Raw genomic sequence first — 19054 nt, 5'->3', positions numbered from 1 at the left:
ACAGGGGCGGACAAAATGGTTTTGCCGAAAATGCATATTGCTGCATGTGGCGGAGAATCCATTCCCCGCCATGAGTAAATAAATTCAGCTGCTGGAGAGTTTCATCAGCACCAGGCCGGAAACGATCAACACCGCCGCACCGATCCGCATCGGGCTGACCTGCTCGCCCAGGAACACAATGCCAACCACGAACGCCCCGACCGCGCCGATGCCGGTCCAGATCGTATAGGCGGTTCCCAGCGGCAGGCTGCGCATGGCCACCGCCAGCAACCAGAAGCTGGCGATCATGCCGATGATGGTGACCACGGTGGGGGTGAGCCGGGTGAAGCCTTCGGACTGCTTCATGGACACGGCCCAGACAATTTCCAGCAGGCCGGCAAACAACAGATAGATCCAGGCCATGACGGCCCTCCTCTTGGTAGGGCCAGGCCGTCCTGGTCATTGGTTCCCGATGTGGGGGAGGTCGTTCCTCCTGGCCGGCATTCTAGCAACGGGGGTGGGTACCGGCCGCTGCCGCCGGAAGCGGGTTACAGCCGATTCAGTGCATGAAGCTGGCGTCGATGGGCCCGTCTGCGCTAGAATGCGCGTCTGCCATCGGCCAGCCCGATGTGCAGTCCGGCTGTGGTCTCCGGCGCGCCGCGCGCTGTTTCCCCTGATCCGTGAACTGGCCGCCCACCGGGCGGCCAACGTCTCTATGGTGGCCCCGTCGGCCCCTCGCGACGCTAGGTCGAAAACCCCGCCAGGGCCGGAAGGCAGCAACGGTATCGATCGACGCGGGCGCCGAGGTCAGCCGGCGGGGCCACCGCCTTTTCCGCACTGGGCTCAGATCCCTTTGCATGGCAGAGGGATCTGACCCCGGCTTCGCATTCTTGGCCCGGCATGGCGCCGCGCTACCCTGCCTCGGGCGTGCCCTGGTGGAACACCATGCGCCATCTGTCCCCGTGCCGGCGCCACAGCGAACTGCGCAGCACCCAGTGCTGCAGCTGCCCATCAAGGTGATGGCGGCTGCGGTAGCGCACCTGGGCCAGGTCCTGCGACAGCAGCCAGACGGCGTACTGCTCCGATTCGATCTGCACCTGGGCACGCTCCAGCGGAATCTCCACCAGCGCGGCCGCACGGTCGTAGCACTAGCCGGAGCTGCCGATCTCGCTGAAATCCTCATCAAGCAATGCGGCCAGTTGCTCGCGGTCGGCACGCACCTGCGGCGCATGCAGTGCGCGCTCCAGCGCCTCCAGCCCGGCAGCCAACGCCGCATCTGCGGGCTGGCCGGTACCCCTCACGGCGGGTCCTGGGCCAGCACGTGCGGGGCGGTCGGGCTCGCCAGCGGCACGCACTGCCCCGGCTGCGCCACGCGGTGCCCACGCGCAGCCAGCGCCAGACCATCGGCCGCGCTGGCGTAGTGGTACAGCATCATCCGCGCCTGCAGTTCGGCGCTGTACTCACGCTCCAGATCGTCCACGCCGGTATGCGAGGGATTGCCGTGCAGGCCGCAATCGTGAGCGATCAGTTCGTTGTCACTGGCGAAGCGTGCCAGCATCTCCGGAATCGGCCGGGTATCGCCGCTCCAGGTCAGCGCGCCCTGCAGGCGCAGGCCATAGGCCGTCTCCGGCCAGTGGTGGCGCACCGGAAACACTTCCAGGCGCACGCCCTCGTGCCAGAACGCCTCGCCCACCACGATCAGCTGGAAGGCATCCCAGAAGTTCGCACCGCCCTCGGCCAGCACGTTCGGGTAATCCCCGATGCGCTTGTGCAGCAGCGGCACCACCGTGGCGGGCACGTACAGGCGCACCTTGCCGCGCCGGTGCGCATTGAAGAAGGTATCCACGAACAGGCGCTCGAAGCCGGCCACGTGGTCCAGGTGCACATGGGTGACGAACAGCGCCTGCGGCATCTGCCCGTAGTGCGCCTTGAACGCGGTCAGGCCTTCGCCACCACAATCGATGGTCAGCCATGGGCGCCCATCGCGCTCGATCACCGACATCGGCGACCCCAGCTCGACCGCCGACGCATTGCCGACGCCGAGGAAACGCAACGCCCAGTCCATCAGGTGCCCCGGTTCCAGGCCATGTCATAGGCACGGCGCAGCCGCGCGTAGTCCTTCTGCACGTCTTCCACGCTGCGCTCGCCGCGCAGCTTGATCAGCGAGCGCAGCAGGCGCTTGAGGTTGCGCTCGCGCCAGGCGGTCGCCGGGATGCGGATCACGCCGCGGTCGAAATCGATCAGCCAGCCATGACCGCTGCCATCGAACAGGATGTTGTGCGCGTTGAGATCGGCATGGTCCAGGCCGGCACGATGGAAACGGGCAATCAGGCGCCCGGTCTCCTCCCAGGGAGCCCCCCGGCCGGCCACCAGTGCGCGGTCGGCCAGCGAGCGCACGCCCTCGATCCGCTCCATCAGGATCGCCGCCCGGTAGCGCAGGCCCTCGCGCATGTAGAACGCGGCGATCGGCCGTGGCACCGGCAGCTTTTTCTCGCGCAGGGCGCGCATCAGGCGGAATTCGGCGAAGCTGCGGGTCCGGTCCGAGCCGCGCCAGAGGTACTGGTCATGGCTTATACGGGCCGCCATGCCGCCGCGCAGGTAGTGGCGCAGCACGCTGGCACCGAACGGCGCATCGACGAACCAGGCGCTGCCGCGGCCGCCCTCGCCCACCGGCCGGGCCCTGCTGCCCCAGTGCTGGGGCGAGAACAGGCCGATCTCGGCTTGCCGCAGCCGCTCGCGGTCGAACAGAATGGCCCCGATGCCGCGACCCTCGCGGCATGGCGTCAGCGCTTCATTGGCGTCGAATGCGACCATTTCATTGAGTCTAACAACACATGGCATCAGCGTCCTCCTCCTTGTGCCTCCTGCGCCTGTCCGCACTTGGCGATGTCACCCACGTGGTGCCCCTGGTGCGTACCCTGCAGGCCGCGCGCCCGGACACGCCGATCCACTGGATCATCGACAAGGTCGGCCACAAGCTGCTCGACGGCCTGCCCGGCGTCACCTTCCATGCCTACGACAAGAAGAGCGGCATGGCCGGGGTCAAGGAACTGCGCAGGCAGCTGCCGCCGGGGCGCTTCGAAGCGCTGCTGCAGATGCAGGTCGCGTTCCGCGCCAACCTGCTGTCGGCCTTCATTCCGGCCGAGCGCCGCATCGGCTACGACCGCAGCCGCTCGAAGGACCTGCATGGGCTTTTCATCAACGAACGCATTCCCGACCGTCCGGGCATCCATGTGCTCGATGCCATCGGCAGCTTCTGCGAACCGCTGGGCCTGCGCCAGACCGAGGTCAGCTGGGACCTGGCCGTGCCGCAGTCGGCATATGAGTGGGCCGCCGCGCAGTGGCACGACGATGGTCGCCCGGTGCTGATGATCTCGCCGTGCTCCAGCCACGTGCGCCGCAACTGGTACGCCGACCGCTACGCCGCCGTGGCCAACCACGCGGTCACGCGCGGCTGGCAGGTGGTGCTGTGCGGCGGCCGCAGCGAACTTGAGCGCAGCATGGCCGACGCCATCCAGGCACAGCTGCACACGCCGGCGCTGGACCTGGTAGGCAAGGACACGCTGAAGCAGCTGCCCGCCCTGCTGGCCCGCGCCAACCTGGTGATGACGCCCGATTCCGGCCCGATGCACATCGCCAACGCGATGGGCGCCAAGGTGCTGGGCCTGCATGCGGCCAGCAATCCGAACCGCAGCGGCCCGTACTCGGATCGTCGCTATTGCGTGGACCGCTACGACGATGCGGCACGCAAGTACCTCGCCAAGCAGGCCACCGATCTGAAGTGGGGCACCAAGATCGAGTTCGACGATGTGATGGAACTGATCACCGTGGAAGACGGTATCGCTGCCTTCGAACGCTACGTCGCCGACCACCTGGAGTGAGCGGCAGGCCGCCCGGGATTACACGCGCTGCGCGTAATCCTGATAGGACTTCTCCTCCACGTACGCCGAGCCCAGCGCCAGGTTGATCGCCTTCTTGATGCGCGCGCGTTCGTCATTGCGCAGGTACACGCTGCGCGCCAGGTCGATGAAGCCCTGGTCGAACGCCTGCGCCTTCTCCTTCAGCCGGATGTCGTCCTCGATCTCCCACAGCTGCTCGTTGACCACCTTCAGCTCGGCACGCAGCCTGGCGATGTCCTTCACGGCCGCCGGGTGTGCCATCCAGGTCTGCTCCAGCGCCGACAGCTCCCTGCGCACGTTGGCCAGCTTGCCCTCGTCGCTGATGCGCTCGGACTTGATCTGCAGGATCGAAATCTTGTCCAGCAGCTCGCCGAAAGAAACGGGAACGAGGATTTCAGCGGTCATGGGGAAAAGCTCCAGCAGGTGATGCGTACATGGTAACCCGCAGCGTCCGCACGGATATCCCCGGTAGATCCACGCCATGCGTGGATGAGCCTGCCAGCAGGAACAGCGTCCACGCGCCGCGCGGATCTCAGTGATGCATCTGGAGGACCAAGCGCCTCTGTTGAGGGGCTGCCCCGACAGGGGCGGGGAGAGGCCGGCAAAGGGAGGGGCCCACGCGTTGCGCAGCAACGTGTGGGGCGACGCGCAGAGCGCGTCGCGTCCCGCGCCAGATAAAGAAAAAGGGCTGCCTTTCGGCAGCCCTTTTTCTTTATCTGGCGGAGAGGGGGGGATTCGAACCCCCGAGGCGCTATAAACGCCTGCCTGATTTCGAGTCAGGTACATTCAACCACTCTGCCACCTCTCCGGGTGGTCCCCGGCGGACCGGGGACGCGCATCATACGAGGAAGTCAGGCCGACGACAAGTCATTCCGGTCAATGAAGTGAAAATTTCCCGGATGCATGCCTTGCCGGATGCCCGCAGCCCCCCGATGATGCCTGTCTCCCCAGCAATACCCCGCCCCTGCACACCATGATCGAATTCGGACACCTCACCCACCCCGGCCTGCGCCGCGAGCTCAACGAAGACACCTACTACGGTGACAGCGAGCTGGCCCTGTGGCTGGTGGCCGATGGCATGGGCGGCCACGCCTGCGGCGAGGTGGCCAGCGCGCTGGCGCGCGAAACCATCGTGCGCGAGATCCGCCGTGGCGCGCCGCTGGCCCAGGCCATCCGCACCGCCGACGAAGAGATCATCCGCGCCTCGCGGCGGCGCAACGACACCCTGCCGATGGGTACCACCGTGGTCGCCGCACGCGTGCAGGGCAATCGCTATGAAGTGGCATGGGTCGGCGACAGCCGTGCCTACCTCTGGCGTGACGGCCAGCTGGCACAGCTCAGCCAGGATCACAGCGTGGTGCAGGAACTGGTCGCGCAGGGCAACCTGACGGCCGAACAGGCACGCGCGCATCCACATCGCAACGTGGTCACCCAGGCGCTGGGCGTCACCGATCCGGCACATCTGAACGTGGCCACCACCAGCGGCGAGCTGCGCCCCGGCATGCAGCTGCTGCTGTGCAGTGACGGCCTGACCGAGGAAGTGGACGACCGCGGCATCGCCCGCACCCTCGCCTTCGAGGATGCAAGCGCACAGGAATGCGTGGACACGCTGGTCGCCGCCGCGCTCGACGGCGGTGGCCGCGACAACATCAGCGTGATCCTGGTGCGCTGCCATTAACCCGTAGATCCACGCCATGCGTGGAGGCGGTAGTGCCGGCCGCTGGCCGGCTCACCGGGAAACGTGTTCACGCAAATGCCGGCCAGCGGCCGGCACTACCTCTTCCAGGCATTACGCGCTGGCGGCCTCTTCCACCTTCGGCCCATCCCACAGTGCGTGGCCGGCCTTCTTGCGCAGCCGCTCCAGCCGCGCGGCATGCGCTTCCAGCTCCGACGGCGTGGCCATTACGCGCGGGCGCGGCAGCAGCTTGCTGGTATCGAAGGCCTGCAGCGCCGCACCGGCGCCACCGCCATCGTCATCCCCCAGGCCGAATCCGATCTCTTCCTGCCCCGAGGTCAGCGCGATGTACACGTCACCCAGGATCTGCGCATCGAGCAGGCCGCCGTGCAGCGCACGGTGCGAGTTGTCAACGCCCAGTCGCTTGCACAGCGCATCCAGCGAATTGCGCTGGCCCGGGAAGCGCTCGCGCGCCATCACCAGGGTATCGATCACCGTGCAGCGATCGGTGATCTTCCCGTACTGCGGGCCCAGCAGCGACAGCTCGTTGTCGAGGAAGCCCAGGTCGAACGCCGCGTTGTGGATGATCAGCTCGGCGCCATCGATGAAGGCCAGGAACTCGTCGGCGATCTGCGCGAAGTCCGGCTTGTCAGCCAGGAACTCCAGGGTCAGGCCGGTGACTTCCTGCGCGCCCTGTTCGAACTCGCAGTCCGGCTTGATGTACTGGTGGTAGTTGTTGCCGGTCGGGCGGCGCTTGAACAGCTCCACGCAGCCGATTTCGACGATGCGGTTGCCCTTCTTCCATTCCAGGCCGGTGGTTTCGGTATCGAGGATGATCTGACGCATGGCCTCAGTTTACCGGGCTGGCGTCGCGGATCTGGATGGCCGCGTTGCGCGCCAGCGTATCCACCCGCTCGTTGTCCGGGTCACCGGAGTGGCCCTTTACCCAGCGCCAGTCGATCTGATGCCGCAGCGTCGCGGCATGCAGGCGCTCCCACAGCTCGCGGTTCTTCACCGGGTCGCCGCCGGCGGTCTTCCAGTTCTTGCGGATCCAGCCGGGCAGCCACTGCGTCAGGCCCTGCCGCACGTACTGCGAATCGGTATAGAGCACGATGTTGCAGGGCTCGGTGAGCGTCTCCAACCCGGAAATGGCCGCCATCAGCTCCATCCGGTTGTTGGTGGTGTGCGCTTCGCCGCCGCTCAGTTCACGCTCGTGGCCCTTGTAGCGCAGCAGCGCAGCCCAGCCGCCGGGGCCGGGATTGCCAAGGCAGGAACCGTCGGTGTGGATTTCGATGGTTTTCAATACAACTCCAGATCAGGTGGCAACGGTGCCGAGCCAACGCACCGGCAACGGTTTCGGCCCGGGCAGGGCCAGCGTGCGCTTTTCAGCATGGAACAGGCAGGCCGCGCGCAGCGGCGCCCAACCGCCCGTGCGGCGACTGCCTGCACCGCGCCAGAGCGGGCCGAGGTAACGCATATCGTCGCACTCCAGCCCGTGGCGGCCGAGCAGCAGGCGGATCCGCTGTGGCGTGCGCACCACCAGTCCGTGCTGGCGCCAATGCGTGCGGTAAGGGCTGAACGGGTTGAGGCTGCTCAGCCACAGGTGGCCGCCCGGCATCAGCACGCGCTCGCACTCGTCCAGCAGTCGCTCCGCATCGCCCGCGGTCACATGCTGCAGCACGACCGCGTTGACGCTCTCGCTGGCCAGCGGCAGCGGCAGCGCACAGCGGGTGTCGCCGGCATAGCCCTGGCCCTGCCGGAACAGCCGCAGCCCGCGCCCGCCCAGCTGCGCATCCTCCAGCCAGGCCGCACTCGGTGCGATCCACAGCCAGGGCTGCGTCGGCAGGACAGACAGCTGCGGCAGCAGCAACTGCCGCTCCAGCACGCGCAAGGAGCCCGCCGGTTCAGTGTCGAACCACGGGGCCTGGCTCGCTTGACGGGTGCTCTGCAGCGCGGGCATGGTCCAATTCTATGCGACTGACTGCCCTGCCCGCATTTGCGGACAACTACATCTGGACGTTGATCGACGACGCTGGCGCCGCCGTGGTCGTCGATCCCGGCGATGCCGCGCCGGTGCTTGCGCTGGCCGATCAGGGCCTGCGCGTGGACACGATCCTGCTCACCCATCACCACGATGACCACATCGGTGGCGTGCCCGCGTTGCAGGCACGTTTTCCCGGTGTACGGGTCATCGCGCCCGTCGAGGAGCGCATCCCTGCAGCGACCGAGCGGGTCGGCGAAGGTGAACGCGTTCAGGCACTGGGCCGGACGTTCCACGTACTATCCGTGCCCGGGCATACCCGCAGCCACATCGCGTTTCACACTGCTGAACATCTTTTCAGCGGAGATTCGTTGTTCAGCCTGGGCTGTGGACGCCTGTTCGAAGGTACGCCGTCCCAGCTGCTGGCATCGATGCGCAAGCTGGGTACCTTGCCCGCGCAACTGCTGCTTTGTTGCGCCCACGAGTACACCGTGTCAAATGCCGTCTTCGCGCGGCATGTCGACCCCGCCAACGCTGCCCTGTGGCAGCGCCAAGAGGAGGCTTTGGCCATGCGCCGCGATGACCGTTCCACCCTGCCGGTAACCCTGGCCAACGAATTCGACTGCAATCCGTTCCTGCGCGTGCACACGGCGCCGATCCGCGCGGCAGTGTCGGCGCACCTGGGCCGCGACGTCGTTGACGACGTCGACGTCATGGCCGGTCTCCGGCACTGGAAAGACGGCTTCCGCGCATGATGCGCCGAAGTCTGCCGCTGGCCCTGGGCCTGGTCCTGGGGCTGGCCGGAACCGCCGGTGCCCAGTCGCTGGGCGCGGGCATCGGCCAGAACCTGGCCGCCGCGGCGGCCCTGCCGCTGGATCCGGCCGCGTTGCCGGCCGCGTCGGTCCGCAATGGCCAGGAGATCTTCTCCAGCTTCCGCGACGGCCTGGCCGAGCCCACCTGCAATGCCGAGGCCACCAGCCCGCGCTGGCAGAAGCAGTTCGCCCACGCCCCGTCGCGCCTGGCCAACCAGGATGACGATGCGCTGGTGCTGTTCGGCTACGTGGTTGAAGAGCTGCGCAAGGCCAACCTGCCTACCGAATTCGCACTGATCCCGTTCGTGGAAAGCGGCTACCGACCCAATGCCCGCAATGGCAGCGGCCCGACCGGCCTGTGGCAGTTCATCGCCACCACCGCGCGCAACCACCGCGTGCCCATGGCCAACGGCTACGACGGCCGCCTGTCGGCGGTCGATTCCACCCAGGCCGCAGTGCGCTACCTGAAGACCCTGCACGGCATGTTCGGCGGCGACTGGCGCCTGGCCACCATGGCCTACAACGCCGGTGAGTACCGCGTGTTGCAGTCCATGCGCAAGGCGGGCATGAACGCGCAGAACGCCAAGCCGTCGGCGCTGCCCGGCCTGTCGCCGGTCACCCATGCCTACGTCGAGAAGCTGCATGCCCTGGCCTGCGTGCTGGAAGACGTGGAAGACCAGCCGGGCGTGATGGCCTCGCTGGACCGCACCGTGCCGGTGCTGAAGGACCACACCCTGCCCGCCGGCACCAGCGTCCAGCAGTGGGCCGCACAGCGCGCCCTGGACCCGGCCAGGATCGCCCGCCTCAACCCCGCCCTTGCGGGCGGTGGCCGCGCCTCGTCGGGTACCACCCGCGTGCTGGCTCCTGTCTCGGCTGCCAATGCGACGGTGGCGGACACCGCATCCGCCCTGGTCGCCAGCGCTGCGCCGGTCGCCACCGCAGCACCGACGCCGCAGGTGGCCAAGACCGTCGCCGCGATCGCTGATCGTCCGCGCAGCCGCCGCCACACCGTGCGTGATGGCGAGTCGGCCTGGACCATCGCCCGCCGCTACGGCATGCCGGTCAAGGCCCTGTTGTCGCTGAACGGCCTGAGCGGCAGCAGCGTGCTGAAGCCGGGCGCCGTGCTGCGCGTCGAAGACTGACGCGTAGGCCAGGGCCCTCCTGTAGAGCCGAGCCCATGCTCGGCTTTTTTCTTGCCTGCGACTTGTCGGGGTTCATGACCAGCCGAGCACGGGCTCGGCTCTACAATTCGATTTCCAGCAGCGCCCGCACAAAAAAAAGGCCCGGCAGTGCCGGGCCTTTCTCATGGATGCAGCCGCAAGGCTTACAGGTTCGCCTCGGTGGTCTGGATCACGAACTTCTTGCGCATCGCCTCGATGTAGGCCTTGGCCGCGGCCATGCCATCGATCTGGCTCAGCTGTTCCTTCAGCTGCTTCTGCTGCTCTGCAGTCACTTCCTTGATGTCGCCCGGATTGACCTTGTTCACCGCGAACAGCAGCGCGTGGCCATTGACGTCGACCTTGCCATAGCTCGGCTTGCCTTCGGCCGGCACCGGCGCACTGAAGATCGCGCGGTTGATTTCCGGGGTCGGCACCGGCTGGCTGCGCGGCAGGCCCGGCATCGGGCTCAGCTGCAGCTTCTCGCTGGCGGCCAGCGACTGCAGGGTGGCACCCGCCTTCAGCTTGGCCAGGATCGCATCGGCCGCCTTGTCGCTGGCCTGGCGCTGGCGGTCAGCGCGGATCGCGGCGATCACCTGGTCACGAGCCTTGTCCAGCGGCAGGGCCTGTTCCGGGGTGTGCGCAGCCACGCGGATGACCACGCTGTGGTTGGTCGCGCCCCCCAGGGCGATCGGGTCACTGGCGGTACCGTCCTGCACCAGCACGTCGGAGAACGCCGCACGCAGCACGGCCGGGTCAGCCGCGATGCCACTGGCGGTCGCGCGGGTGATCGGGCCCAGCGTCTGCAGCGGCAGGTTCACTTCCTTGGCGGCAGCGGCCAGATCGCTCGGGCTCTTGTTGATGGCATCGACCAGGCGACCGGCCAGCTCGTTGAAGCCGCGCTCACCGTCGGCCTTCAGCTGTTCGGCGGCCAGCGTGTCACGCACTTCCTCGAACGACTTGCCCTGGCCACCGCGCACAGCGGCCACCTTGATGATGTGGTAACCGAACTCGGTCTTCACCGGGCCGATCACGTCACCGGCCTTGGCCGCAAACAGCGCGTCCTCGAACGGCTTCACCATCGCACCGCGCTCGACCCAACCCAGGTCACCGCCCTGGTCCTTGGAGCCCGGATCTTCCGAATTGGCCTTGGCCAGCGCGCCGAAATCGGCACCAGCGGCCTTGGCTTCGGCAGCGATCCTGTTCGCCTTGGCTTCTGCACCGTCACCGGTGATCAGGATGTGCGAGGCCTGGCGCTGCTCCGGCGAGGTGAACTTCGCCTTCTCGTCTTCATAGCGCTTGCGCAGGGTGGCTTCATCGGCCGCCGCCGGTGCCGGCAGGTTCGCGCCGTTGATCTCGACGTACTCCAGCGACACGCTCTCGGCCTGGCGGAAATCCTTGCCGTGGCTGTCGTACCACTGCTTGATCTGCTCATCGGTCACCGGCGCGGTATCGGCCGGTACGGGCGGCAACGCGGCCAGCTCGACGTCGCGGGTTTCGCCCAGCAGCTTCAACAGGCGCTCGGTCTCTGCCTGGGTGACGAAGCCGGAGCTCTGCAGGCCCGACGGAATCACCGACTGCTGCAGGCTCTCGCGCACCAGCTCCTGGAACTGGGTCGGCGTACGCGGCGGGTTGCCGCCGGCCAGGGCCAGGCGATAGTTGTTCTCGTTGAACTTGCCGTTCGAATCGAGGAATGCGGGCATGGTCGCGATGTACTCGCGCACCGCGCCGTCGCCGATCACCACGCCTGCCTGCTCACCGACCAGGCGCACGACCTGCTCGTCGATCAGCTGATCGAGCACGGCCATCTTGTTCTCGGTGCTCTCGAACGCGCGCGGGTCGAAGTTGTCGCCCTGCTGCTGGCGCTCACGCATGCGCTCCTGCTCGAAACGCGTGCGGAAATCCTGCGAGCTGATCTCGTGGTGCTGCCACAGCATGCGCACCGGCCACCACGACGGCGCCGAACGCCACCAGGTCGGCGGCGCGGAAACCTTGGCCACGTTCTGTGCGCCAACGCCACCGAGGTAGCTGTTGTCGATCACGAACAGGAACGGAATCATCAGCAGCCCCAGGATCACAGTGACGATCCAGCCTGAGGTCTTGTCGCGGAGTTTCTGCAGCATGGTGAGGAATCACAAGGCCTTATTGGCGAGCCCGGCAGTGTAACCCGCTTCGCCGCAGGGACCAAAAGCAGCGCCAGCGCGGCCTGCGCCCACATCGGCAGGCATGCGCCATCCGTGTGTCGGCCATTTCCACCATGGCGCAAAGAAAAAGCCCCCGGCTTGCGCCGAGGGCTTTTGAAGTTGGCGGAGCGGACGGGACTCGAACCCGCGACCTCCGGCGTGACAGGCCAGCATTCTAACCAGCTGAACTACCGCTCCGCGCTTGAACTTTGCAGGCGCCCAGTATATCCGAAGACTGTCTGGAAACCCAGCCCGATGAACACTTTTTTCAAAGTTTTTTCACAGGGACTTAAGAATTCTGCAATGGCGGAGCGGACGGGACTCGAACCCGCGACCTCCGGCGTGACAGGCCAGCATTCTAACCAGCTGAACTACCGCTCCGTTCTTGCAAAAACCTTTTCGCCTTCCTTCCGAACCTGTCGGTGAGAAGACAAGGCCCCCAGCTTCAGGCCGGGGGCCTCGATGTAGTGGCGGAGCGGACGGGACTCGAACCCGCGACCTCCGGCGTGACAGGCCAGCATTCTAACCAGCTGAACTACCGCTCCGCGTTGTTACCTTTTTTGCTTTCAGCCGGCCTGGACCGGGAGAAAACAAAGCCTCCAGCTTTTGGCCGGAGGCCTCGTTGAATGGCGGAGCGGACGGGACTCGAACCCGCGACCTCCGGCGTGACAGGCCAGCATTCTAACCAGCTGAACTACCGCTCCACACTCAAACTTTTACCGCGGTGCTGTGGTGGGTGCTGAGGGTTTCGAACCCCCGACCCTCTCCGTGTAAAGGAGACGCTCTACCGCTGAGCTAAGCACCCCAGCGAGCCGCTTAGTTTACAGCATCCTTCAGGGCCTTACCAGCCTTGAACGACGGATTCTTCGAAGCAGCGATCTTGATGGTGTCGCCGGTCTTCGGGTTGCGGCCGGTGCGGGCAGCACGGTCGCGGACCTGGAAGGTACCGAAGCCAACCAGGGTGACCGCATCGCCGTCCTTCAGCGCCTTGGTGACGGCAGCAACGACGGCATCGACAGCGCGGCTGGACTCGGCCTTGGTCAGGTCTGCAGCTTCAGCAACGGCATCGATCAATTCGGTCTTGTTCATTCTCTACAACTCCTTTGGCGGTGGGTTCCGCTTATTCGACAGGGAAGCAACCGCACGCGCTCTGCATGCGGCCGCCATGTGGAAACGGTTCGCCGAATTCAGCGATCGCCAGACTGCGATCACTCATTCGCGAGTGCTGCTTTTATACCAGTGGCCCTACCCCCACGCAAGCTGGAAAGCCAGCAACGACGCGGGTTTCGGGCCATTGGACAGCGCGCGTCAATGCTTGACGCGCGCGTTTCCACTCGGTTTGGCCTTGCTGCGCACCGTGACACGTTGCGCACTCTTGCGCGCCTTCTTCGGTGCCAACGGACGCTCCAGCGCCAGGTCCAGGACCTCTTCGATGTACTTCACCGGCACGATCTCCAGATCGCGGGTGACGTTGGCCGGGATGTCGGCCAGGTCCTTGCGGTTCTCCTCGGGAATGATGACCGTGCGGATTCCGCCACGCAGTGCGGCCAGCAGCTTCTCCTTCAGTCCACCGATGGCCGTGACGCGACCACGCAGGGTGATCTCGCCGGTCATCGCCACGTCGGCACGCACCGGCACCTTGGTCAGCATCGATACCAGCGAGGTGACCATCGCCGCGCCGGCACTCGGGCCGTCCTTCGGCGTAGCGCCATCGGGCACATGCAGGTGCACGTCGTGCTTCTGCAGGAAGTCGCTGTCGATGCCGAAGCCGACGGCGCGCGAACGCACCACCGACAGCGCCGCTGAAGCCGATTCCTTCATCACGTTGCCGAGCTGGCCGGTCAGGATCAGCTGGCCCTTGCCCGGCACCAGCGTCGATTCGATCTGCAGCAGATCGCCACCCACCTCGGTCCAGGCCAGGCCGGTGACCAGGCCGATCTCGTTCTCTTCCTCGGCACGGCCGAAGTCGAAGCGACGCACGCCCAGGTACTTGTCCAGGTTCTTGCTGGACACGCTCACCAGCGCCTTCTTCTTCGCGCCCTTCTTCGCCTTCACCGGCTGCGGGCCGGCCAGCGCGATCTCCTTCACCACCTTGCGGCAGATCTTGGCGATCTCGCGTTCCAGGTTGCGCACGCCCGACTCGCGCGTGTAGTAGCGCACGATGTCCTGGATGGCGTCACTGCCGATCTCCAGCTCTTCCGGCTGCAGGCCGTTGGCCTTGACCTGCTTGGGCACCAGGTAACGGGTGGCGATGTTGAGCTTCTCATCCTCGGTGTAGCCGGGGATGCGGATCACTTCCATGCGGTCCAGCAGCGGGCCGGGAATGTTGAGCGAGTTCGAGGTGGCCACGAACATCACTTCAGACAGGTCCAGGTCCACTTCCAGGTAGTGGTCGTTGAACGCGTTGTTCTGCTCAGGGTCGAGCACTTCCAGCAACGCCGAGGACGGATCGCCGCGGAAGTCCATCGACATCTTGTCGATCTCGTCGAGCACGAACAACGGGTTCTTGCTGCCGACCTTGTTGAGGTTCTGCACGATGCGGCCCGGCATCGAACCGACGTAGGTGCGACGGTGGCCACGGATCTCGGCCTCGTCACGCACGCCGCCCAGCGACATGCGCACGAACTTGCGGTTGGTGGCCTTGGCGATGGACTGTCCCAGCGAGGTCTTGCCCACGCCCGGCGGCCCGACCAGGCACAGGATCGGGCCCTTCATCTGCTTCACGCGCGACTGCACCGCCAGGTATTCAAGGATGCGTTCCTTGACCTTCTCCAGCCCGTAGTGATCGGCATCGAGGGTGTCCTGCGCCACCTTCAGGTCCTTGCGAACCTTGCTGCGCTTCTTCCACGGCACGCCCAGCAACCACTCCAGGTAATTGCGCACGACCGCCGCTTCGGCCGACATCGGCGACATCTGCTTGAGCTTGTTCAGCTCGTTGCGCGCCTTGGCTTCAACGGCCTTCGGCATGCCGGCCTCGGCGATCTTGCGCGCCAGCTCTTCCAGCTCGCCAGGCGCATCGTCCAGGTCACCCAGTTCCTTCTGGATGGCCTTCATCTGTTCGTTGAGGTAGTACTCGCGCTGGCTCTTCTCCATCTGCGACTTCACGCGGCCGCGGATGCGCTTCTCCATCTGCTGCACGTCGATCTCGCCGTCGACCAGGCCGACCAGCATCTCCAGGCGGTCACCGACGGCCAGCGTTTCCAGCAGGCGCTGCTTGTCGGCCAGGCGCACGCTGATGTGCGCGGCGATGGTGTCGGCCAGGCGCGCCGGCTCATCGATGCCCGACAGCGTCTGCAGCAGTTCCGGCGGCAGCTTGCGGTTGGTCTTCACGTACTGCTCGAACAGCGACATCAGCGAGCGGGCGATCGCCTCGACCTCGCGCGCTTCGCGCTCGTCGCTGGCGTCGATCTCCACGGCCTGGCCGTGCAGCGAGCCGTTGCGCTCGTCAACGTGGGTGACCTGCACGCGCGACAGGCCTTCGACCAGCACCTTGATGGTGCCGTCGGGCAGCTTCAGCAGCTGCAGCACCTGCGCCAGCGTACCGACCTGGTAGAGGTCGGCCGCATGCGGGTCGTCGGTTTCGGCCGACTTCTGCGCCAGCAGCAGGATGCGCTTGTCCGCCTCCATTGCCTGTTCGAGCGCGTGCATGGACTTGTCACGGCCGACGAACAGCGGAATGACCATGTGCGGGAACACCACTACGTCGCGCAGCGGCAGGACCGGCAGGTCGAGGGTTTCACTTGGGGAACGGGCCATGGGGGCTCCAGGGAAGGGGGAAAACCGCCTCCGGGAGGGCATCTTCCGGAGACAAAAAAAGCCGATGGCCCCGTTATGGGGCCATCGGCTTTCAGATGCAAGGCATTCCTTGAAAATCCTTTCCAATCAACAACCTGGAAGGATCACTCGGCGCCTGCGGCCTTCTGTTCAGGGACCGCCGGGGTCTGGTAGATCAGGTACGGCTCGGACTTGTGCTCGATCACCGATTCGTCCACCACCACCTTGCTGACGTTTTCCTGCGACGGCAGGTCGTACATGGTGTCCAGCAGGACCGATTCGACGATGGTGCGCAGGCCACGGGCACCGGTCTTGCGCTTGAGCGCCTTCCTGGCGATGGCCGACAACGCGTCCGGACGGAACTCCAGCTCGACGTTCTCCATCTCGAACAGCTTCTTGAACTGCTTGGTGATGGCGTTCTTCGGCTCGGTCAGGATCTTGATCAGGGCCGGCTCGTCCAGCTCCTCCAGGGTCGCCACCACCGGCAGGCGGCCGACGAACTCCGGAATCAGGCCGAACTTGATCAGGTCTTCCGGCTCGACTTCGGCCAGCACCTTGCCCACTTCCTGCTTGCGCTCGCTGCTCTTCACCTTGGCGCCGAAGCCGATGCTGCCGACGTCGGTGGAACGGGCCTGGATCACCTTGTCCAGCCCGGCGAACGCGCCGCCGCAGATGAACAGGATGTTCTTGGTGTCCACCTGCAGGAATTCCTGCTGCGGATGCTTGCGCCCGCCCTGCGGCGGAACGCTGGCCACGGTGCCTTCGATCAGCTTCAGCAGGGCCTGCTGCACGCCTTCGCCGGACACATCGCGGGTGATCGACGGGTTCTCGCTCTTGCGCGAGATCTTGTCGATTTCATCGATGTAGACGATGCCCTGCTGTGCCTTCTCGACGTCGTAGTCGCACTTCTGCAGCAGCTTCTGGATGATGTTCTCCACGTCCTCGCCCACGTAACCGGCTTCGGTCAGCGTGGTGGCGTCGGCCATGGTGAACGGCACGTTGAGCAGGCGGGCCAGGGTTTCGGCCAGCAGCGTCTTGCCCGAACCGGTCGGGCCGACCAGCAGGATGTTCGACTTCGCCAGTTCGACGTCGTCGTTCTTCTGCCGGCTCTCGATGCGCTTGTAGTGGTTGTACACGGCCACGGCCAGGGTGCGCTTGGCGCGGTTCTGGCCGATCACGTACTGGTCCAGGACCTCGAGGATCTCGCGCGGCTTGGGCAGCGAACTGCGCGCCGACTGCGCCTTTTCCTCAAGTTCCTCACGGATGATGTCGTTGCACAGCTCCACGCACTCATCGCAGATGAATACGCTCGGACCCGCAATCAGCTTGCGCACTTCATGCTGGCTCTTGCCGCAGAAAGAGCAGTAGAGGATCTTGCCGGTGTCCGTGGAACGACCTTGGCGGTCTTCGCTCATGCTTCGCTTACCCAGTTACCCCACCCGCTGAACGGGGGTTCGATTCGAGAATAGCACAGGGCCGAGGGGACACCAGTCCCGCCCGACCCTGCAGGAACGGGGCCTCCCTGGCCCCGTGAAGGCCGGTCAACCGGCCTGGATCGACTCATCCGGACGACGCTCCAGGACCTGGTCGACCAGACCGTAGGCCTGCGCCTCGAAGGCGCTTTTGAAGTTGTCGCGCTCGGTGTCGCGGGCGATCGTCTCCAGCGACTGGCCGGTGTGCTTGGCCAGGATCTCGTTCAGGCGCGAACGCAGGGTCAGGATCTCACGCGCGTGGATGTCGATGTCGGTGGCCTGGCCCTGGTAGCCGCCCAGCGGCTGGTGGATCATCACGCGCGAGTTCGGCAGCGCATAGCGCTTGCCGGCTTCGCCCGCGGCCAGCAGCAGGGCGCCCATCGAGGCGGCCTGGCCGATGCAGGTGGTGCTCACATTCGGCTTGATGTACTGCATGGTGTCGTAGATCGCCATGCCGGCGGTGACCACGCCACCCGGCGAGTTGATGTAGATGTTGATGTCCTTTTCCGGGTTCTCCGATTCCAGGAACAGCAACTGCGCCACCACCACGTTGGCCATGTGATCGTCGATCGGGCCCACGAGGAAGATCAGGCGCTCCTTCAACAGGCGCGAATAGATGTCGTAGGCACGCTCGCCGCGGCTGGTCTGCTCGACCACCATCGGAACCAGGTTCAGGGCTTTGGTTCGGTTGTCCATTACGTGAGGTACCTATCTTGGGGGGCAACAACCCCGCGCCGGCAAAGGCGCGGGGCATCCGGTGATCCGCCGGCTTACTGGCGGATCGCGTCCTGGAACGACAGCTTCTCTTCGGTGTGCTGGGCACGCTCGGCGATCCAGTCGATCACCTGCTCTTCCATCACACGGTTCTGCAGGCCAGACATCAGCTGGGGGTCGTTACGGTACATCTCAATGACCTGCTCCGGCTCTTCGTAGGTCGAGGCGATCAGACGCATCGTTTCGTTCAGGCGCTTGGCTTCCAGGCGCAGGTCGTTGATGCGGGCCACTTCACCGACCAGCAGGCCGACCAGCACGCGCTTGGCGGCGGCGTCCTTGAAGCCTTCGTGGGCATCGGCCGGGATCTCGCCGACGTTCTGGCCGTTGCGGCGCAGCTGCTCGACCTGCTGGGCCAGCATGGCGCGGGCTTCGTTCTCGACCAGGCGCGGCGGCATTTCCACCGACGAGTAGGCCGCGATCAGCTGCTCGCCCACTTCGCGGCGCAGGCGGTTCATCAGCGCGCCCTTCAGCTCACGCTCCAGGTTGGCGCGGATGTCGCTGCGGAACTGCTCGACGTCGCCACCCTTCACGCCGAAGCTCTTGATGAAGGCTTCGTCGACCGCCGGCACGACCGGCTCGGACACGTCGGCAACCTTGACGGTGACCTGCACGGTCTTGCCGGCCAGCACCGGCACGCGCCAGTCAGCCGGGAACTCGACGTCCAGGGTCTTCTCTTCGCCCTTGGCCAGGCCGACCAGGCCCTTTTCGATGGTGTCGAACATCATGCCCTGGCCGAGCACGATCGAACCCTTCTCGGTGCCCTCGGCCGGCAGGCGCTCTTCGCCGGCCTGCGACCAGGTTTCCACCGCGACCAGGTCACCGTCCTGCGCGCCACGGCTGACCGGGGCCCAGGTACGACGCTGGTTCTGCAGGTTCTCGATCATCTGGTCGATGTCGGCGTCGGTGATCTCGGCGGTGTGGCGCACGACGGTCAGCTTGCTGACGTCGATGTCGCCGAAGTCCGGCACCACTTCCACGGTGGCCACGAAGGAGAACTCACCCTCGTCGCCCTTGTCGATGCGCGGGCTGCCGACGACGCGCAGGTCGTGCTCGCGCACGGCCGCGTCGAAGGTCTCGCGCAGCAGGCCGTCCAGCGCCTCGCCACGGACCTGCGCGCCGAAGCGCTGCTCGATCACCTTGGCCGGCACCTTGCCCGGACGGAACCCCTTGATGCGGGTGGTACGGGCGATTTCGCCCAGGCGGCCGGCGATGTGGCTCTGCAGACGCTCTTCCGGCAGCGAGAAGCTCAGGCGGCGTTCCAGGTTGCCGGTGGATTCGATCGAAGCTTGCATGTTGACTCCTGCCACCGGTGGCCCAGGCCCCCGGCTCGATGATTGGGATGAAACGG

General features: G+C 65.9%; 17 protein-coding genes, 6 tRNA genes, 1 other RNA gene and 1 pseudogene. 5 read left to right on the top strand and 20 right to left on the bottom strand.

Annotated features, from left to right (window positions below; genetic code table 11):
* Positions 1-84: 84 nt before the first annotated feature.
* Entirely contained in the window at positions 85-402 is a 318-nt protein-coding gene (locus AC5P7I_RS18875) for a DMT family transporter (protein WP_005415486.1), read from the bottom strand.
* 301 nt (positions 403-703) lie between these two features.
* Between AC5P7I_RS18875 and ffs the strand changes: the two genes are divergently transcribed.
* Positions 704-800: signal recognition particle sRNA small type (gene ffs / locus AC5P7I_RS18870), an RNA gene on the top strand.
* 90 nt (positions 801-890) lie between these two features.
* On the opposite strand, the pseudogene AC5P7I_RS18865 reads toward ffs, so the two are convergent.
* The 3 genes and pseudogenes from AC5P7I_RS18865 to AC5P7I_RS18855 all read right to left on the bottom strand — a co-directional run bounded on the left by AC5P7I_RS18865 (position 891) and on the right by AC5P7I_RS18855 (position 2793).
* Positions 891-1280: pseudogene (locus AC5P7I_RS18865) on the bottom strand (nuclear transport factor 2 family protein).
* Complete coding sequence (locus AC5P7I_RS18860; RefSeq protein ID WP_046429135.1) at positions 1277-2044, bottom strand: MBL fold metallo-hydrolase; 768 nt, start codon at positions 2042-2044, stop codon at positions 1277-1279. The pseudogene AC5P7I_RS18865 and the gene AC5P7I_RS18860 overlap by 4 nt, the downstream one beginning before the upstream one ends.
* Positions 2044-2793: a 3-deoxy-D-manno-octulosonic acid kinase gene (locus AC5P7I_RS18855; RefSeq protein WP_032958195.1), complete on the bottom strand. Its 750-nt coding sequence runs from the start codon at positions 2791-2793 to the stop codon at positions 2044-2046. Before AC5P7I_RS18855 ends, AC5P7I_RS18860 begins: the two co-directional genes overlap by 1 nt.
* Positions 2794-2813: 20 nt before the next feature.
* Between AC5P7I_RS18855 and AC5P7I_RS18850 the strand changes: the two genes are divergently transcribed.
* The gene (locus tag AC5P7I_RS18850) at positions 2814-3860 is read left to right on the top strand and encodes a glycosyltransferase family 9 protein (protein WP_262088313.1); all 1047 of its coding nucleotides are present in this window, start codon (positions 2814-2816) and stop codon (positions 3858-3860) included.
* 18 nt (positions 3861-3878) lie between these two features.
* Here the strand turns inward: AC5P7I_RS18850 and AC5P7I_RS18845 are convergent, their stop codons facing one another.
* The gene (locus AC5P7I_RS18845; protein ID WP_014646159.1) at positions 3879-4283 is read right to left on the bottom strand and encodes a DUF6165 family protein; all 405 of its coding nucleotides are present in this window, start codon (positions 4281-4283) and stop codon (positions 3879-3881) included.
* Positions 4284-4595: 312 nt separating this feature from the next.
* Positions 4596-4686 (bottom strand) — tRNA-Ser (locus tag AC5P7I_RS18840).
* Between the two features lie 165 nt (positions 4687-4851).
* On the opposite strand from AC5P7I_RS18840, the gene AC5P7I_RS18835 reads away from it, so the two are divergent.
* The gene (locus tag AC5P7I_RS18835; protein ID WP_014036153.1) at positions 4852-5556 is read left to right on the top strand and encodes a PP2C family protein-serine/threonine phosphatase; all 705 of its coding nucleotides are present in this window, start codon (positions 4852-4854) and stop codon (positions 5554-5556) included.
* 111 nt (positions 5557-5667) lie between these two features.
* Here AC5P7I_RS18835 and dnaQ read toward each other — a convergent pair whose 3' ends face one another.
* From dnaQ to AC5P7I_RS18820, 3 genes are read right to left on the bottom strand one after another with little or no spacing between them, the layout of a single operon-like run.
* On the bottom strand, positions 5668-6399 hold the full coding sequence (gene dnaQ / locus AC5P7I_RS18830) for a DNA polymerase III subunit epsilon (protein ID WP_014646158.1): 732 nt from the start codon (positions 6397-6399) through the stop codon (positions 5668-5670).
* Positions 6400-6403: 4 nt separating this feature from the next.
* The gene (rnhA, locus tag AC5P7I_RS18825; protein WP_014646157.1) at positions 6404-6856 is read right to left on the bottom strand and encodes a ribonuclease HI; all 453 of its coding nucleotides are present in this window, start codon (positions 6854-6856) and stop codon (positions 6404-6406) included.
* A gap of 12 nt (positions 6857-6868) precedes the next feature.
* On the bottom strand, positions 6869-7513 hold the full coding sequence (locus AC5P7I_RS18820) for a methyltransferase domain-containing protein (RefSeq protein ID WP_041863105.1): 645 nt from the start codon (positions 7511-7513) through the stop codon (positions 6869-6871).
* A gap of 11 nt (positions 7514-7524) precedes the next feature.
* Here AC5P7I_RS18820 and gloB point away from each other — a divergent pair, with 11 nt between their 5' ends.
* Positions 7525-8289, top strand: coding sequence for a hydroxyacylglutathione hydrolase (gene gloB / locus AC5P7I_RS18815; protein ID WP_014646155.1), 765 nt, complete (start codon positions 7525-7527; stop codon positions 8287-8289).
* A complete protein-coding gene (locus AC5P7I_RS18810) occupies positions 8286-9488 on the top strand; it encodes a lytic transglycosylase domain-containing protein (RefSeq protein ID WP_046429131.1) in 1203 nt (400 codons plus the stop codon). The genes gloB and AC5P7I_RS18810 overlap by 4 nt, the downstream gene beginning before the upstream one ends.
* A 182-nt stretch (positions 9489-9670) precedes the next feature.
* Here the strand turns inward: AC5P7I_RS18810 and AC5P7I_RS18805 are convergent, their stop codons facing one another.
* The 11 genes from AC5P7I_RS18805 to tig all read right to left on the bottom strand — a co-directional run bounded on the left by AC5P7I_RS18805 (position 9671) and on the right by tig (position 18998).
* On the bottom strand, positions 9671-11626 hold the full coding sequence (locus AC5P7I_RS18805) for a peptidyl-prolyl cis-trans isomerase (RefSeq protein WP_014646101.1): 1956 nt from the start codon (positions 11624-11626) through the stop codon (positions 9671-9673).
* Positions 11627-11807: 181 nt separating this feature from the next.
* Positions 11808-11884: transfer RNA gene (locus AC5P7I_RS18800), tRNA-Asp, on the bottom strand.
* Between the two features lie 106 nt (positions 11885-11990).
* Positions 11991-12067: transfer RNA gene (locus tag AC5P7I_RS18795), tRNA-Asp, on the bottom strand.
* Positions 12068-12154: 87 nt separating this feature from the next.
* Positions 12155-12231 (bottom strand) — tRNA-Asp (locus AC5P7I_RS18790).
* A gap of 82 nt (positions 12232-12313) precedes the next feature.
* Positions 12314-12390 (bottom strand) — tRNA-Asp (locus tag AC5P7I_RS18785).
* Between the two features lie 26 nt (positions 12391-12416).
* A tRNA-Val gene (locus AC5P7I_RS18780) sits at positions 12417-12491 on the bottom strand.
* 11 nt (positions 12492-12502) lie between these two features.
* Entirely contained in the window at positions 12503-12775 is a 273-nt protein-coding gene (locus AC5P7I_RS18775) for an HU family DNA-binding protein (protein WP_004146343.1), read from the bottom strand.
* 219 nt (positions 12776-12994) lie between these two features.
* On the bottom strand, positions 12995-15442 hold the full coding sequence (lon, locus tag AC5P7I_RS18770; protein ID WP_014646100.1) for an endopeptidase La: 2448 nt from the start codon (positions 15440-15442) through the stop codon (positions 12995-12997).
* A gap of 143 nt (positions 15443-15585) precedes the next feature.
* On the bottom strand, positions 15586-16875 hold the full coding sequence (gene clpX / locus AC5P7I_RS18765) for an ATP-dependent Clp protease ATP-binding subunit ClpX (RefSeq protein ID WP_014646099.1): 1290 nt from the start codon (positions 16873-16875) through the stop codon (positions 15586-15588).
* Between the two features lie 126 nt (positions 16876-17001).
* The gene (gene clpP, locus AC5P7I_RS18760) at positions 17002-17628 is read right to left on the bottom strand and encodes an ATP-dependent Clp endopeptidase proteolytic subunit ClpP (protein ID WP_019659528.1); all 627 of its coding nucleotides are present in this window, start codon (positions 17626-17628) and stop codon (positions 17002-17004) included.
* A gap of 74 nt (positions 17629-17702) precedes the next feature.
* On the bottom strand, positions 17703-18998 hold the full coding sequence (tig, locus tag AC5P7I_RS18755; RefSeq protein ID WP_014646097.1) for a trigger factor: 1296 nt from the start codon (positions 18996-18998) through the stop codon (positions 17703-17705).
* Positions 18999-19054 lie beyond the last annotated feature (56 nt).

The organism is Stenotrophomonas sp. YJH_SMC_138 (assembly GCF_059369855.1).
This window is presented reverse-complemented; position numbering and strand designations above follow the sequence as displayed.

What these genes read in the sequence shown, in the direction of transcription:
- AC5P7I_RS18860 (WP_046429135.1), bottom strand. Translation starts at nt 2,044, where the DNA reads ATGGACTGGGCGTTGCGTTTCCTCGGCGTCGGCAATGCGTCGGCGGTC.
- AC5P7I_RS18805 (WP_014646101.1), bottom strand. Translation starts at nt 11,626, where the DNA reads ATGCTGCAGAAACTCCGCGACAAGACCTCAGGCTGGATCGTCACTGTG.
- lon (WP_014646100.1), bottom strand. Translation starts at nt 15,442, where the DNA reads ATGGCCCGTTCCCCAAGTGAAACCCTCGACCTGCCGGTCCTGCCGCTG.
- gloB (WP_014646155.1), top strand. Translation starts at nt 7,525, where the DNA reads ATGCGACTGACTGCCCTGCCCGCATTTGCGGACAACTACATCTGGACG.
- clpX (WP_014646099.1), bottom strand. Translation starts at nt 16,875, where the DNA reads ATGAGCGAAGACCGCCAAGGTCGTTCCACGGACACCGGCAAGATCCTC.
- AC5P7I_RS18850 (WP_262088313.1), top strand. Translation starts at nt 2,814, where the DNA reads ATGGCATCAGCGTCCTCCTCCTTGTGCCTCCTGCGCCTGTCCGCACTT.
- AC5P7I_RS18775 (WP_004146343.1), bottom strand. Translation starts at nt 12,775, where the DNA reads ATGAACAAGACCGAATTGATCGATGCCGTTGCTGAAGCTGCAGACCTG.
- AC5P7I_RS18835 (WP_014036153.1), top strand. Translation starts at nt 4,852, where the DNA reads ATGATCGAATTCGGACACCTCACCCACCCCGGCCTGCGCCGCGAGCTC.
- AC5P7I_RS18875 (WP_005415486.1), bottom strand. Translation starts at nt 402, where the DNA reads ATGGCCTGGATCTATCTGTTGTTTGCCGGCCTGCTGGAAATTGTCTGG.
- AC5P7I_RS18855 (WP_032958195.1), bottom strand. Translation starts at nt 2,793, where the DNA reads ATGGTCGCATTCGACGCCAATGAAGCGCTGACGCCATGCCGCGAGGGT.
- dnaQ (WP_014646158.1), bottom strand. Translation starts at nt 6,399, where the DNA reads ATGCGTCAGATCATCCTCGATACCGAAACCACCGGCCTGGAATGGAAG.
- tig (WP_014646097.1), bottom strand. Translation starts at nt 18,998, where the DNA reads ATGCAAGCTTCGATCGAATCCACCGGCAACCTGGAACGCCGCCTGAGC.
- AC5P7I_RS18845 (WP_014646159.1), bottom strand. Translation starts at nt 4,283, where the DNA reads ATGACCGCTGAAATCCTCGTTCCCGTTTCTTTCGGCGAGCTGCTGGAC.
- AC5P7I_RS18820 (WP_041863105.1), bottom strand. Translation starts at nt 7,513, where the DNA reads ATGCCCGCGCTGCAGAGCACCCGTCAAGCGAGCCAGGCCCCGTGGTTC.
- clpP (WP_019659528.1), bottom strand. Translation starts at nt 17,628, where the DNA reads ATGGACAACCGAACCAAAGCCCTGAACCTGGTTCCGATGGTGGTCGAG.
- AC5P7I_RS18810 (WP_046429131.1), top strand. Translation starts at nt 8,286, where the DNA reads ATGATGCGCCGAAGTCTGCCGCTGGCCCTGGGCCTGGTCCTGGGGCTG.